The sequence below is a fragment of the Parasedimentitalea psychrophila genome (genome assembly GCF_030285785.1).
In the GTDB taxonomy this organism is placed as follows: Bacteria; Pseudomonadota; Alphaproteobacteria; order Rhodobacterales; family Rhodobacteraceae; genus Parasedimentitalea; species Parasedimentitalea psychrophila.
Window position 1 is genome coordinate 4,429,816 of record NZ_CP127247.1, and the last position, 13,669, is coordinate 4,443,484.

15 protein-coding genes are annotated in these 13,669 nt (G+C 56.4%); 12 read left to right on the plus strand and 3 right to left on the minus strand.

Going from position 1 to position 13,669, the window contains the following annotated elements; all coding sequences use genetic code 11:
• The first annotated feature begins 43 nt into the window (after positions 1–43).
• The 11 genes from QPJ95_RS21355 (at position 44) to QPJ95_RS21405 (ending at position 7,396) form a co-directional block, all read left to right on the plus strand.
• Entirely contained in the window at positions 44–787 is a 744-nt protein-coding gene (locus QPJ95_RS21355) for an AAA family ATPase (RefSeq protein WP_286018200.1), read from the plus strand.
• Positions 784–1,668, plus strand: coding sequence for a hypothetical protein (locus tag QPJ95_RS21360; RefSeq protein ID WP_270921298.1), 885 nt, complete (start codon positions 784–786; stop codon positions 1,666–1,668). The genes QPJ95_RS21355 and QPJ95_RS21360 overlap by 4 nt, the downstream gene beginning before the upstream one ends.
• The gene (locus QPJ95_RS21365; RefSeq protein WP_270921299.1) at positions 1,653–2,108 is read left to right on the plus strand and encodes a hypothetical protein; all 456 of its coding nucleotides are present in this window, start codon (positions 1,653–1,655) and stop codon (positions 2,106–2,108) included. Before QPJ95_RS21360 ends, QPJ95_RS21365 begins: the two co-directional genes overlap by 16 nt.
• The gene (locus QPJ95_RS21370; protein WP_286018201.1) at positions 2,101–2,604 is read left to right on the plus strand and encodes a helix-turn-helix domain-containing protein; all 504 of its coding nucleotides are present in this window, start codon (positions 2,101–2,103) and stop codon (positions 2,602–2,604) included. Before QPJ95_RS21365 ends, QPJ95_RS21370 begins: the two co-directional genes overlap by 8 nt.
• A complete protein-coding gene (locus QPJ95_RS21375; protein ID WP_270920586.1) occupies positions 2,601–3,266 on the plus strand; it encodes a DUF3164 family protein in 666 nt (221 codons plus the stop codon). The genes QPJ95_RS21370 and QPJ95_RS21375 overlap by 4 nt, the downstream gene beginning before the upstream one ends.
• 13 nt (positions 3,267–3,279) lie before the next feature.
• Positions 3,280–3,531, plus strand: coding sequence for a hypothetical protein (locus QPJ95_RS21380; protein WP_270920585.1), 252 nt, complete (start codon positions 3,280–3,282; stop codon positions 3,529–3,531).
• 1 nt (position 3,532) lies between these two features.
• Complete coding sequence (locus QPJ95_RS21385) at positions 3,533–3,988, plus strand: gp16 family protein (RefSeq protein ID WP_270920584.1); 456 nt, start codon at positions 3,533–3,535, stop codon at positions 3,986–3,988.
• A complete protein-coding gene (locus tag QPJ95_RS21390) occupies positions 3,985–4,251 on the plus strand; it encodes a hypothetical protein (RefSeq protein ID WP_270920583.1) in 267 nt (88 codons plus the stop codon). The genes QPJ95_RS21385 and QPJ95_RS21390 overlap by 4 nt, the downstream gene beginning before the upstream one ends.
• Positions 4,238–4,645 (plus strand): helix-turn-helix domain-containing protein, encoded by a 408-nt coding sequence (locus QPJ95_RS21395; protein ID WP_270920582.1) that lies wholly within the window; start codon positions 4,238–4,240, stop codon positions 4,643–4,645. The genes QPJ95_RS21390 and QPJ95_RS21395 overlap by 14 nt, the downstream gene beginning before the upstream one ends.
• 1,190 nt (positions 4,646–5,835) lie before the next feature.
• Positions 5,836–6,864, plus strand: a complete 1,029-nt coding sequence (mgrA, locus tag QPJ95_RS21400) for an L-glyceraldehyde 3-phosphate reductase (protein ID WP_270920581.1) — start codon at positions 5,836–5,838, stop codon at positions 6,862–6,864.
• A 247-nt stretch (positions 6,865–7,111) separates the two neighbouring features.
• Positions 7,112–7,396, plus strand: a complete 285-nt coding sequence (locus tag QPJ95_RS21405; protein WP_270920580.1) for a hypothetical protein — start codon at positions 7,112–7,114, stop codon at positions 7,394–7,396.
• A 1,022-nt stretch (positions 7,397–8,418) separates the two neighbouring features.
• Here QPJ95_RS21405 and QPJ95_RS21410 read toward each other — a convergent pair.
• Positions 8,419–10,425: a hydantoinase/oxoprolinase family protein gene (locus tag QPJ95_RS21410; RefSeq protein WP_270920579.1), complete on the minus strand. Its 2,007-nt coding sequence runs from the start codon at positions 10,423–10,425 to the stop codon at positions 8,419–8,421.
• 475 nt (positions 10,426–10,900) lie between these two features.
• Between QPJ95_RS21410 and QPJ95_RS21415 the strand changes: the two genes are divergently transcribed.
• Positions 10,901–11,998 (plus strand): GlxA family transcriptional regulator, encoded by a 1,098-nt coding sequence (locus tag QPJ95_RS21415; RefSeq protein ID WP_270920578.1) that lies wholly within the window; start codon positions 10,901–10,903, stop codon positions 11,996–11,998.
• Here the strand turns inward: QPJ95_RS21415 and QPJ95_RS21420 are convergent.
• Together QPJ95_RS21420 and QPJ95_RS21425 are read right to left on the minus strand one after the other, a co-directional pair.
• Positions 11,995–12,924 carry a 3-hydroxyacyl-CoA dehydrogenase NAD-binding domain-containing protein gene (locus QPJ95_RS21420; RefSeq protein ID WP_270920577.1) on the minus strand — a complete coding sequence of 310 codons (930 nt, stop codon included), beginning with the start codon at positions 12,922–12,924 and terminating at the stop codon, positions 11,995–11,997. The two genes, QPJ95_RS21415 and QPJ95_RS21420, sit on opposite strands and share 4 nt — an antisense overlap.
• On the minus strand, positions 12,924–13,661 hold the full coding sequence (locus QPJ95_RS21425) for an SDR family NAD(P)-dependent oxidoreductase (RefSeq protein WP_270920576.1): 738 nt from the start codon (positions 13,659–13,661) through the stop codon (positions 12,924–12,926). The genes QPJ95_RS21420 and QPJ95_RS21425 overlap by 1 nt, the downstream gene beginning before the upstream one ends.
• Positions 13,662–13,669 lie beyond the last annotated feature (8 nt).

The window sequence follows — 13,669 nt, forward strand, 5'->3', positions numbered from 1 at the left end:
CCAAGACGCCGTCCCAATGGCACTAAATTTAAGAGGCACCACAATGTTACAAAAAACAAAACTCGGCGAATATGTAAAGCCGCTGACCAATGTTTACCTATTGAGCTCATTGATTGAGACGCTGGAAAACCGCGACATTGGCCTGCCCGGCATTGGTGTTTTCCACGGCGAACCCGGTGTTGGCAAAACCCACGCAGCGATGTTTGCCTCGGCGCATCAGGACATCCTGCATATTCAGCTCACCAACAATTACACCAGCAAGTTCCTGTTTGAGAAGCTCCTCAGTGAGCTGGGTGCCAGGGAGAAAGGCTCCACCGCCTATCTGGAAATGCGCGCCCAAGAAAGCCTGACCCAGGCTGGCCGCACCCTGGTCATTGACGAGGCCGACCACGCCCTGAAACCCCGCATGATCGACAGCATCCGGTTTCTGCATGACCGCTCAGACGTGCCGCTGATCCTGATTGGCCCCTATGACTTCCCGGCTAACCTTGCCAAATATACCGCCATCGCCAGCCGGGTCATGCAGCGGGTCACAGCCCATCCGGCCAGTCTGGAGGATGCCCAATCCCTTACCGGATATTATGGGCGCGGCATCGAAATTGCCCCCGACTTGCTGGAACATATTGTCACCCTGCGGCGCGGCAAGGTTCGCGAGATCTGCACCTGCATTGCCCATGTCAGAACCATGGCGCGCACCTGGAACATGCAGACCGTGACCCTGAAGGACTGGGGCAAGGAACCCTTTCCGGCCGGGAACGAATTTCTCGCCGTTGGGGGCGCTCTATGAGCGACCACATTCCATCAGGGCCGCATGAGGAGGAAATCTGGCGGTTCATTAAATCCCGGCAGGTGTTCACCCACGCTGACGTCGAAGCATTCTGCGCTGCAGGTGAGTGGAAACGGACAAACTACCTGCGCAACCTGGCCCGTCTCGGCCTGGTGACCCTCTATCAGCGTAAAGCCAACATCCGCTATTACACCGCGCAAGATCCGGCCACCCTTTCCGGCGATGCATCCCAGATTGATACCAGCGTCCAGGATGCACAACGGCGCTCTGACACCCTGAATTCCAAGATCTCTGCAGGCCAGGACATCAGCCTGCCGGTGCAGCCCTGGACGCCGGACACGGCTGAGGATCAAAAGCTTTGGGATTTTGTGCGCGGCCAGATCCGCTTCACCCGCGACCATGTCCTGGCCCAGAAAATCGCCCCCGACAACAAGGTCACCTTGTTTTTGCGGTCACTGGAAAGCGCCAGTCTGTTGCGATCCGCCGGCTATGACAACGCCAAGCCCTATTACACCGCGTTTTCGCCCTCGGAAATCATGCACCGGGCCAAGGACAAACGCCTGACCAAAGAGGGTCGGATCTGGACCGCCATGCGCGCCGCCAGCAAGTTCACCATTGAAGACCTGCTGATGACCTTCGCCGGGCTGGAAGATGAATTCTCGGAAAAGAGCATCCGCAGCTATTGCTCGACGTTGCAAAAGGCCGGGTACCTGAAGGACACCCGCCGAGGCCGAGTGGCCGCGCAATCGGTGCGCTACCACTTGGTGCGCGACACCGGCCCCCTGCCCCCAACAGTGAAGCGAGTGCCGGTTGTGACCGATGCCAACGAGGGCCGCGTTGTCTATGTCCAGGGGGAGGAAGCCACATGGGCAACCACCTAATCAGCGACCGCGAGATCGTCGCTCAGGACGCCTGGGGCGATGATGTTCCCGACTGGATCATGACCCTGGTCAGGGAGTGCGACGGCAGCTCGCAAAACAAGGTGGCAACCCGCCTTGGCATCAGCGCCGCCGCCGTCAGCCAGGTCATCCGCAAGAGCTATATGGGCAGCTATGACAACGTCGCCATGCGGGTGCGTGAGATCTACATAAGCGGCGATATTGAGTGCCCTGCCATCGGTGAAATCAGCTCGGAGGTCTGCCTGCATTGGCGCGACGAGATCCGCAAAGGTACCTCAGCCGGGCCGCAACGCATTCTGATGACCCGGTTCTGCAGAAAGTGCCCCCGCAACATGCCGAGGTCCAACAAGGCGGTGGAAACGCCCACCCCTGAAATCGATTTTAAACCCGTCTTCAAAACGAGGAGATTACCCCGTGCCTAAACGCAATCAAGATCCGCAAGAGCTGCGCGATGTTCTGGGCGCGAACCTCAGACGGCTGACCAAGGGGCTGAACGTCACTCAGGTTGCCCGTGATCTGGAGATCCGCCGCACCCAATTCAATCGCTACCTCCACGGCGAGAGCTTCCCTGGGCCTGAATTGCTGGCGCGGATTTGTCGGCATTTCAAAGTGGATGCCAATATCCTGATCCGCCCGATTGACGAGACGCCAGAGACCCCAGAGCGCATAGCCCTGCGCCATGCCATCCGGGCCGGGCGGTTTGATTGTGCCGGTGATCTGACGCTGACCCTGACAACCCTGCGCGCGTTTCGCTCCACGGAAACCGCCCGTTTCATTCTGGCCCAAAGCGCAGGCACGGTGAACGGCACCGAGTTCGACCTGCTGGCCGAGGAAGCTGGTTTCTCTGGCCTCCCACAGAACCCGGCCTTGATCCTTGGCTCCGCATCCAAGGCAACACAAAACGAGGTATTACAATGACCAATCAACCCTCAAGCCAGTTCGATCCGGCGCCAATCCCCGACGGTCGTATCGACGTCGACGGAAGCCCTCACATGCGCGACGGCAAAGGCGCATTGGTTCCGCTGGATATGGTGAAAGCCAAAGACCAGCTTCGCGACGAAACCGTTCGTAAAATCATCGGCCATGCGATCGCCCTGCAGGATCAGGTCGCGCGCTTCAAGAAACACGTATTCGATGACCTCGAAGCCTATGAAGACCTGCTGGCACAGGAGTATGGCGCGACACTAGGCGGCGCAAAAGGCAACAAGTCCCTTCTCAGCTTTGACACCTGTTTCAAAATCTCCGTTTCTGTTGCGGATCAGATTGATTTCGGGCCCGAGTTGCAGATCGCCAAGGCACTTGTGGACGAGTGCATGATTGAGTGGGCAGCGACCTCTCGCGTTGAAATTCAAGCCATCATCACCAGCGCTTTCAACACTGACAAAGAAGGCAAAATCAACCGCGCCGAGATCGTCAAACTGACCAAACTGGATATCGATGACGAACGCTGGTTGAGCGCAATGCGGGCCATCAAAGACTCCGAGCATGTCGTCGGCAAAGCGACCTATGTGCGATGCCACAAGCGCGATGCCTCCGACAATCCCTGGCAGCACATCACCATTGATCTCGCCAAAGCCTGAAGAGGAGCTCAAAATGCCGATGACAAACGAAGAATTCCGCGCGCGCCTGCATTCCAGTTTTAGCGCCTCCACCACCGCCCAGGCCCGCGCCATGATGACCTTGTCCGGGCGGCTTACCCTGCTCATCAGTGACGCCAAGAGTGCTGGTATCACCGCTGCCGATATGAATCTGATCATCCAGGAGGAAATGGCGACTGCTGACCGCCGTCTGGCCGGGTTTGCGGATCGGTTTCCTCAGGATGCCAATCTGGACATGGAGGCCTGACATGAGCCGCGCCTTACAACAGACCGTCCATGTCGGCTGCCGCCAGCTTGGCATGGACGCCGACGCCCGCCGCGCTCTGCAGCTCGCTGTAACCGGCAAGCATTCCATGAAGGACATGGACCACGCCGAACTCTTGATGCTGATCAAACGGCTTAAAAGCGATGGCTTTAAACCCTCTTCAAAGGGCACCAAAAAACACAAAGCCGCCTCCCGCCCAGATTTGCGCCTAATCCATGTGCTGTGGACCAAGCTTGGCGAGACAGGTGCGTTGCGCGATCCCAGCCGCGCCGGGCTCAACAAATTCATTCAGGCCCGCTTCGGAAACACCTGGGGCTCGGTGCCTGCCGACGTCGACATGCTGCGCCAATGGCCCCAGATCGACGCCGTCATCCAGGCGCTGAAAGCCTGGGGCGGGCGCGCGGGCATCGACTTTGACTGGTCGGAGCACCGCTCGTGAAAAAGCCCCGCCACCGCGTTTCTGACCATGCCGTCCTGCGCTATCTGCAGCGGGTCCAGGGCGTCGACATTGAGGCCCTGCGGCGCAGGATCGGCCATATCGTCGACCGGCACCGCGAGCACGATGGCACCAGCGGCGTGATTTCTGGGGGTTTTGTCTACAAGCTTCAGGGCGGTGTGGTGGCCACCATCATTCCAGCCTCCCGCCAAAACCGCCGATCCGGTTTCAAAGGTGGAAACGGGCCATGTAATGACCGATCCTGATCTGCCGCACCCAAAGCCGACCGCCCAGGTTGAACCCTATTTTGAGGTCCTGGGCCTGGACGACACCCTGCGGTTCATCGAGGCCTTTGGTGGTACTGAAATCTATATTGCAAAGAACCCCAGAACCCGGTCCAGCGTCGCCGCACTGGTGGGCTATGACAAGGCCAATGCGCTGACCAACATATCCCACCGTTTGCAATCTCGGGTCCCGCTGGCCAAAAAATGGCGGACCTGCGCTTACAAAGCCCAGGGCCTGGCAACGGTTGAGATCGCGCGCAAACTTGGCGTTACCGATGTGGCGGTGCGAAACTGGCTGAGGGCTGGTGAGGTTACTGCGCCCGTCAGGCGGCTGAGCATCACTTTGCCGCCCTTGCCTCTGTTTCCTGACCTTTAGGTTCAAGGAACAAAAGACCTCCCCCTGCCCGTCGATCGACCACAAGAAGGCTCATGCGCTGAAGCCCTGGACAGACACCCCAATCAATTGAGTGGCAGATTGACCCGGAAGTGGACCAGGTCGAGGCGCGCGACACCAGGCCTCGTCGCCCCTAAGGCTGGCGCCCATTTTTGGGTTAATCTGCCCTACCTCTGCCAAATTCGCGAATTGCACCTAGCACCAGCAACCAGAACCCCTCTGAGACTTCAGTTAAATACCACTTAAAGGGTCTCAATGGAAAACTTCAGGGGGATGCCGCTTTCCGGGGACAAAGGCTCTCAGCGGGCCGCGTTGGTGATATCGAGCGCGCGACCCTGCTGGGCGATCAATTGGGGCAAGTGAAACCCCGGCCATGAATGACATGGTTTCGACAAATGAGGCCGTGATAGCAGTCCCCAGATCACTGGAAGAAAGCCGAAAGCACCTGCTGGACGATGTTCCCGATTTGCCTTCAGGGGATCTGGTCAAAAATCATCGGCGAGGCCATTATGGCCTCCTTGGCCAGTCGTCACGCCCAATTGAGCAATGACGAACTCCCGTTTACCGATCCATCGCGGTGGCAGCTCTAACGAACCTCGCCTGTAGTAAATTCGGCAATCGGGCGCTTTCCACGCTCAGCATCAGCTGGAACGACCCAAAGCTGCCCTTCGTGCCAAACCCGTCTACGACATTCGTGCCGGGCCCAGCATGAGGCGGCATCTAGAGCACTAAGGGCGGAATGCGGCCGTTCGCTGCATATGCGAATAAATAGTATGAACGTCTCAAAGCGGCAACTTTTGGGAGAGGTAGTATTTTCGAAAATTGTACCAACTGTTCAGATGACGACATTTCTATGGAAAGTTCACGTGATGAGAGCAGATTGGCGGCAGCTTTATCTGGTGTAGATTCTGGCTGACCACGGGAAACTGAGACAAGTTTGAATTCGTCTGACAGTCCCCCACTGCGGGATTGACCGAAATGGTTGCGGCAATTGTTGAGGGCCGCGATCATCGATGTTTCCTTGACCTCGCAGTCCATCCAGTGAACATTATAACTTCGATTTTTTAGTCGGGCGAGACTGACACATTCATTGAAATTGGCACAACATGCGACCGTCCGTGCCTCTTGGCTCTGATGTGGCTCAAGCACCGCCAAAATAAGGTATGTTTAAGATGAGCTATACAGCAAGTGACACCAGATATGAAAAAATGGACTATCGGCGCTGTGGCAAAAGCGGGCTGAAACTACCCGCCATTTCACTGGGTCTTTGGCACAATTTTGGTGGCGACACACCGCATGAACTAAAGCGTTCCATTTGTCAGACAGCATTTGACCACGGCATCACGCATTTTGACTTGGCGAACAATTATGGCCCTCCTCCTGGTAGCGCCGAAGAAGCTTTTGGCGAGATTTTGCGCACGGATTTCGCGCCGTATCGCGATGAAATGGTGATTTCCAGCAAGGCAGGATATGAGATGTGGGATGGCCCATATGGTGAATGGGGTAGTCGCAAATATTTGATTTCGTCGTGCGATCAAAGCCTGAAACGCTTGGGACTAGATTACGTTGATATTTTCTATTCCCACCGTTTTGACCCCGACACACCGCTTGAGGAAACAATGGGCGCTTTGGATCACATTGTGCGTTCCGGAAAGGCGCTTTATGTTGGGATTTCATCCTATAATTCTAAGCGCACTCGCGAGGCCGTGGCCATTCTGAATGATCTCGGCACACCCTGCATCATTCACCAACCCAGTTATAATATGATTAACCGCTGGGTGGAACGAGACGGGTTGAAAGACACGCTCAACGAATTGGGTGTTGGATCGATTGCGTTTACGCCATTAGCACAAGGCATGTTGACCAACAAATATCTGAATGGAACCCCCAGCGACAGCCGCGCCAGCCAAGGAAAGTCGCTCAACCCGAATTACCTGAGCGACCGCGCGATTGCCAATATCAACAAACTGAATGATATCGCAAAGTCTCGGGGTCAAACACTAGCGCAAATGGCGATTGCGTGGGTATTGCGTGATGGCGGGATCACTACTGCTTTGATCGGCGCATCCAAACCCCAACAAGTAATTGACTGCGTGGGTGTCATCGACAACCTGACTTTCACGGCATCCGAACTTGCCGACATCGACAAATATGCTGACGAAGAAAATATCAATCTCTGGGCGTTGTCATCCGATACGTAAAAAGGGGCCGTCGCATGATCCAAAATCCCGCTTGAAAGTTTACAATCATGCCATCACGCCACTGCACGAAAAAGCAGATCTGGGCCCTTGTACAACTTCGATACTTGCCTTGAATGTCCAGTTTGGTGGCTCTCGACCAATCAGGAACAAGCTGCTGCGTTGTTCGAAATCAAGTGCAGTATTTAAATTTTCCAAAGATAGGTCTTAGATATGTAAAATATTGGTTAAAACAACTTGGAGTACGAATATGTCAGTCTACAGAATTACTGAGTTTACATCACCTGATATGGCCAAAGCGGTCGAATCTAGTGGAACTATGCGCGGTGACGTCGCAGCTGCTGGTGCCGAATCCATCGATATCCTCTCCCTCGGAGATGGTGCGGGAATGGTAGTCGCCAAGTACGCCACACAGGCTGACATGGAGGCGGCAACCGATATCAGTAAAGCTGTATTCGGAAAAATGGTTGCGGCTGGCATAATCAATGGCGCTAGCATCAGCGGAAAATCTGGTGACGTGGTCTTTTCTTTCTGAATCTTTGACGAAAGAGGCAGTCATATCGTGCCCGTGCGTTCAACCTAACTGTCGTTGATTGACAAGGCCCTTTATGCTGCCTCGGCAGTACAACTACGTGTATGAATAGCTGACATTGAGCCAACGGCATCTCCGACCCGCGCTGCCGTCAGTTGACCTATGAACTTTCTGCACTGTGTACGAATGGCAGCAAAGCGAAAGCTGCACCGCGGCATCTGGAGCAGTTGCGAGAGGCCGGCTTGGGCCGGTTGTGTCGCTTCAAGGCATCTGGGGCGGCACTTTGCAAAGGTCGGTATCTGCGCAATGCTGCCATTAGTGCCGGTCGCAGTGAAGGTCCGGAAACCGGCCCTATTGTCGAAATGTGCATGGTGCAGCATTGATCTCAAACGTAACTGAATCCGGTAGTTCTCTGCGGCTTACATGATGGTCCGGTGCGGGCCGACCATGAGATCGGCCCAACTTACTAGATTTCAACTGATTCAGAGATTGCCAGAGCGTCTTCCAGTTCAACACCGAGGTATCGGTGAGAACGCCGGTGGAATACTGCACCACGAAGCGGCTGGATTATCCGGCTGCAGATAGGCTGATTTGCCTGTCCATTTTCGGTTCTCCATGTTTGATTTTGCAACTCCGTGGAATACCAGTTTGGTGAGCCCCTGCTGGGGCATGCCCCAGCAGGGGCTCACAGCGCAATCTCCAACAAAATTTCCAGACTTCAGGTTACAGTACCGGCGTCGGATCGCCTGCGCGCACTGACCACATCTGATCCAGACGAGTCCGGCGTCTCGATATCTGCTCCGATAGTCATAGGGTTTTTGTCCTTCGCTTCGCGATGCAGAGCTAAGCGCCAACGGGAAGAATAAAATCTACCGGCAAGGGTGGCGTGCTGGAAAACGGATATGCCAGCGCCAGTCAGACCCCGCCGCCACAACCGCCGGGTTTCCCACCCCGGTCAGGGGCCACCACCAGTGACCAAAAGTCTTTTGCATCAAAAAGGTTCGGCGGCGGCTGGACCACCGTGATTATCCCAGAGCCACCCGCGGGCGACCGCTGGCTTCGACCGTCAGCACCGCCTCAACAAACACCTGCCGCGATTCAACCTGGGCGGTGCGGATGTCACGCTCCACCTCTATGTGAATATCCTCGGCTCCGGCCTCTCCGGCGGCGTCACGGGCCTGTTCGGAGAGGAGGTGTTCCAACATTTCCAAGGCAGAATCAGAATCGTCAAAATCCTGAGGCCCACTTTCCAGGAACACCCGAAAGCGGCCCTCGGCGGGCGAACTGACGGTGCCGCTGCGCCGCATGGCGATACGGCCCACAACAGCACCAATGGCATTGGCAACACCGGCGTGCTGCGGCAGGATCATCCGGCAATGCAGGCGCCCGCCCACCGCCGGATAATACGCCGGTGCCGAAGCCCCCAGCCCCACCACATCAATGTTCAGCGCCGCATCCAGCGCCAGCAGCCCGCGATGCCCAGCCAGGCCACGCTGCATCAGAACATGGCGCGCCAGCTTCGCGGCGGGCAGGCCAAAATCCTCGGCGTCTTCTTCGATGGCGGTCTCTAACAGGGTTAACGCGGTTTGTTCTGTCAGTTGATCAACAATCATTTGCGCCAAGCCCAGCGCGTCGGCAGCCAGCACATCGCCACTGCCAATCCGCCGACGGGCAAACAGCGTCAGTGCTTTTTCCGCCGCTTCCCGGTCCCAGCAATGCAGCCGCCCCAACACATGGCTTGCATCCGAAGGTGTGATCCCGGCCACTTGCACCAACCCACGATCCAGCAACCGGCTCAATGCGCCCTGATCAACCCGGTTGCGAAGCACATCTGCAAAGGGATGCAGCTGATCGCCGATCCGCTGCAACAACCGCGTCTCACGGTCTGTCAGCCCGGTGGGTTCCACCCCCTTCAGAGTCTGTACAAACCGGCCATCATAGTCACCAGGCAGCGGCGCGTTCAACTGTCGGTCCAGCGCCGCATGCACCACCTCGGCGGCGTCGACCGCGATGAGAGACACTGGCAACACCCGGCGCGGGCCCAGCGCCAAGCCGCCAGACATCCCTGTGGCATTGACATGCACTTGGCTGTCACCGCCCAGCCCGGTGGTCCGCATGGCCACCGCTTCGACCATGGTGCGAAAGCCGCCAACCCGGGCGCCGGCCGGGTCAATCGTCGGCTTGCCACCGCGCAGCACCGCCACATCGGTGGTGGTGCCGCCAATGTCAGAGACCAATGCGTCGTCTACTCCGGTCAGCCAACGCGCGCCAACAATCGAGGCGGCCGGCCCAGACAGGATCGTCTCAATGGGCCGGCCGCGCGCCTGTTTGGCCGACATCAAGGCGCCATCGCCGCGCACCACCATCATCGGCGCCGCGATGCCCAGGTCCTGCAATGTGTCCTGCGCCCGGCCGATCAACCTGTCGATCATACCGATCAGCCGCGCATTCAACACTGCCGTCAACGCCCGCTTTGGTCCGTTCAGCTTGGCAGACAACTGGTGCGAACAGGTGACTGGCGCCCCCGTGTGCGCCGCGACAATCCGAGCCGCCTCCAGCTCATGTGCCGGGTTTCGGGTGGCAAACAAACCCGCCACCGCAAAACCCGTGACCCCTGCGGCCTCGTTCTGCAAAAAGCGCTGCAGGGCCGCCACATCCAACGCGCTGAGCTCTGCCCCTGCGTGGTCGTGGCCACCGCCCAGGATCAGCGCTGGATCTCCCTTCAATGCCTCAGACAGCCCATGCCGGTCCAGATCGCTGTGCTTGAAGCCAATGTAGATCAGCGCCACCCGGCCACCCTGGCCCTCCACCAATGCATTGGTGGCCAATGTGGTCGACAGCGCCGCCATCGACACCTCCTGTGGGGCCGCGCCGGAGTGTTGCAATACCGCCTGAATGGCTTCGCTTATGCCCAGAGCCAGATCTTGCCGCGTGGTCAGTGCTTTGGCCGAGGCCACCACCGTCTTGTCATCGCGGATCAGCACCGCATCGGTATAGGTGCCGCCAGTATCTACCCCCAAAAGCAATGCCATGTGATAATCTCCGATCCAGTTTCAACCGACATGTCCCAAAATGCGCAAAATTGGCAATAGGTCTTATCTTGGATGCGACATTTTCATGCCTAAGCTGCGCATCTTGACCCATTGAGTAATCTGACGAGACCGTTGGACAGCAAATGGCAATCCCTGCGCCGAGGCGCAGTGCCAACATGGCATCAACCAGACTGCGGAGAGAAGCGTGACCCGGATGAGTGACAATGACCCAAAAGAAAGAACGAAAATGATCTTGACCCAAACACCCAATTAGAGAAGCCGACATTCGTACGGGCTGTAGCGAACGGCAGGAACGAGCCCACTTTGCCGATCTTCTGCATCGCAGCCAATGTCAGCAATCCTGACAACGATGAAAAAAGTGACCATGTTCAGGGAAGTTTTAGGAGCTTGTGCCCATTGATTTTCTAACGATCGCGTCAAGCCAGTGTCTTCGGACAATGCACGATTGGTCAAGATGATGATATTGCTGGCACCTCCAACTTGTCACACGCCATCCGAGTTTACTTTTTCGGCCCTAAAATATACGTTTGCGGCCATGAACGCATCAAATCCTGATACCTTTGACTTGCTCATTTTGGTCACGCCTCACTTTAACCTGGCAACAACCACCGCATTTCTCGACCCTTTCAGAGTGGCCAACTATCTGACGGGTAATTCAAGTTTCCGATGGCAGTTGGTTTCTTCAACTGGAGATGAAACGCCAACAAGCAATGGCCTGTCCATTTCAACAAATTCAATTGCCACTACCCTGAGTTCAAAACCTGATCTGGTCCTTGTGTCGTCAAGCTGGGTTCCGGAAACCCACCACACAGTTGAGGTGACCAAGGCACTGGTTCGGTGGTCACGCGACGGCGCAAAGTTAGGGGCCCTGGATACCGGTACATTCATTCTTGCCAGAGCAGGTTTACTCAGCAACAGACGTGCGACGGTCCACTATGAGCACATCGATGCTCTGATTGAGCTGTTTCCAGATGTGACGGTCACCGAGGACCTTTTTGTTGTGGACGATAATAGGCTGACCTGTTGCGGTGGATTGGCCTCGGTTGATCTGGCATTGCATATCTTGCGGGACATCGGTGGGGAAGGTCTGGCAAATGCCACCGCCAGATACCTGTTCCATCATCACGTGCGGGGACCTGAGACATCTCAAAATCCGAACAGCTTAGAACCTTTTGGACAAATAACGCCTAGCGTTGTGCGTCGCGCCATTGATCTGATGGAAGCCAACTTGGAGGATCCGCCTTCGATCCCGAACATCTGCGCCCAATTAAAGGTATCCCAACGCCACCTTGGCAGGTTGTTCAAACAATACGTCCGAAAATCCCCAGTGTTGTACTTTCGCGATATCAGGCTGGATCGTGCCCGAGGGCTGGTGACCCAGACTGAAATGAAGCTGAGCGAGGTTGCGGTGGCGTCTGGGTTTGCCAGTCAGGTCCACTTCAGTCGCGCATATCGTGGCCGCTTTGGTCTTCCACCTAAACAAGACCGGATTGAAGGCCGGGTTCCATTTGAATTCCGGGCCTGGCCGATGCACAGCCCCAAAAATGCTTAGCGCAACTTGGCTGTCGCCACTTGCATGGCAGCCAACATCGCGTCGCGTTTCACTGAGAGGTCAGATGGAGAAACCCCATTTGCCTCAAGGGTAACACCAGCAACCAGCTGTTCAGCCAACTCCGGCGTTAGGTGAAGCTCTCCCAGATCATCCCACCACCTATTAAAACTGTCGGAATAGCGCTCGCAGAATTCTGTCAAACCACCCTCACCAGCCCCTAGGTGAAATAGCATTGTTGGCCCCATAGCGGCCCATCGCAAGCCTGGACCGGCCCACATCGCGGTATCGACATCTTCAACAGAGGCGACGCCTGTTGAGATTAAGTGAATGGCTTCCCGCCACACCGCAGCTTGAAGACGGTTGGCGACATGGCCAGGAACCTCGCGGTTGACGCGAATAGTGACCTTGCCGACGGCCTGATAAAACGCTTCGGCCTCGGCAACAACGCCCTCAGCCGTATCCTCGTTTCCCATGACTTCAACAAGTGGGATCAGATGAGGCGGATTGAACGGATGTCCAAGAACCAAACGGCTAGGATCGGCCCAGCCCGCCTGCATCTCAGACAATGTCAGACCAGATGCAGAGGACGCGACGATTGCATCGTCCGAAAGTGCATTTTCAATTTCCGCATAAAGGGCATGCTTAATTGGTAACCGTTCTGGGACGCTTTCCTGAACAAAATCTGCACCATCGACGGCTTCACTTGCCGACGTATGAAAGGTTATAGCGTTGGGCGTGCCGTGTTTTGTCAGTCCCAGTTGATCCAATATGGGCCAGGACTTTTCAACATAGTCGCGCACCATTTTCTCAGCCGTTGGCGAGGGGTCGTACACGGCGACACTGCGGCCGGAAGCCAGGAACAATGCGGACCAGCTGGCCCCAATCACTCCGGCACCAAGTGTGGCAGTATGTGCGAAATTGGTCATCAGAATAGTCCTGGATTAAGTGGCGACGCTGCGGTCATGCCGCCGTCAATTGTAAAGAGCTGCCCAGTTGCAAAAGCGGCATCGTCAGAGGCGAGCCAGACGGCCATAGACGCAATATCGGCAGGTTTTCCAAAACGGCGGGTCGCGTGGCGCGCAAGCGCATCTGTTCTGGCCTGTTCAGGGTCGTTTGCCAGATCAAATCCAGCATCCAACATTCCTGTTTCGATCCATCCGGGGCAGATCGCGTTGCAGCGGATGGTGGGGCCATGATCGACCGCAATCGACCGTGTTAGTCCATGAACAAAGGCTTTTGACGCATTGTACAACGCCATAGAAGGGTCGGCGACATTGCCGGAAATAGACCCAATGTTGATGATGGATCCACCCGTGTTCATTTGAGGAATAAGGCTGCGGCAGACATTAAAAACGCCACGGGCGTTGACGCCCATCACCGCGTCCCAGTCATCATCTGTACTGTCAACGACCGTCTTTTCAACCTGCACGCCTGCGTTGTTCACCACGATGTCCAGCGCTCCCAGGGTCCGCGCAGCTGCCGCAACAGCTACAGCATTGGATACATCCATTGACACCCAATCCACGTCCAAGCCTTCAGGCTTAGGGCCGCGACCACAGGTAATGACCTCGGCCCCTTCAGAGATAAAGGCATCTACGATGCCGCGACCAATCCCTTGGCGTCCGCCAGTGATAAACGCCCGTTTTCCCGCCAGCCGTTTCATGCTGTCCC

Excerpts from the sequence above, each read along its gene's own strand:
- QPJ95_RS21385 (WP_270920584.1), top strand. The coding sequence starts at position 3,533 with ATGAGCCGCGCCTTACAACAGACCGTCCATGTCGGCTGCCGCCAGCTT.
- QPJ95_RS21420 (WP_270920577.1), bottom strand. The coding sequence starts at position 12,924 with ATGACCAATTTCGCACATACTGCCACACTTGGTGCCGGAGTGATTGGG.
- QPJ95_RS21360 (WP_270921298.1), top strand. The coding sequence starts at position 784 with ATGAGCGACCACATTCCATCAGGGCCGCATGAGGAGGAAATCTGGCGG.
- mgrA (WP_270920581.1), top strand. The coding sequence starts at position 5,836 with ATGAGCTATACAGCAAGTGACACCAGATATGAAAAAATGGACTATCGG.
- QPJ95_RS21380 (WP_270920585.1), top strand. The coding sequence starts at position 3,280 with ATGCCGATGACAAACGAAGAATTCCGCGCGCGCCTGCATTCCAGTTTT.
- QPJ95_RS21355 (WP_286018200.1), top strand. The coding sequence starts at position 44 with ATGTTACAAAAAACAAAACTCGGCGAATATGTAAAGCCGCTGACCAAT.
- QPJ95_RS21410 (WP_270920579.1), bottom strand. The coding sequence starts at position 10,425 with ATGGCATTGCTTTTGGGGGTAGATACTGGCGGCACCTATACCGATGCG.
- QPJ95_RS21365 (WP_270921299.1), top strand. The coding sequence starts at position 1,653 with ATGGGCAACCACCTAATCAGCGACCGCGAGATCGTCGCTCAGGACGCC.
- QPJ95_RS21375 (WP_270920586.1), top strand. The coding sequence starts at position 2,601 with ATGACCAATCAACCCTCAAGCCAGTTCGATCCGGCGCCAATCCCCGAC.
- QPJ95_RS21415 (WP_270920578.1), top strand. The coding sequence starts at position 10,901 with ATGATGATATTGCTGGCACCTCCAACTTGTCACACGCCATCCGAGTTT.
- QPJ95_RS21405 (WP_270920580.1), top strand. The coding sequence starts at position 7,112 with ATGTCAGTCTACAGAATTACTGAGTTTACATCACCTGATATGGCCAAA.
- QPJ95_RS21425 (WP_270920576.1), bottom strand. The coding sequence starts at position 13,661 with ATGAAACGGCTGGCGGGAAAACGGGCGTTTATCACTGGCGGACGCCAA.
- QPJ95_RS21395 (WP_270920582.1), top strand. The coding sequence starts at position 4,238 with ATGACCGATCCTGATCTGCCGCACCCAAAGCCGACCGCCCAGGTTGAA.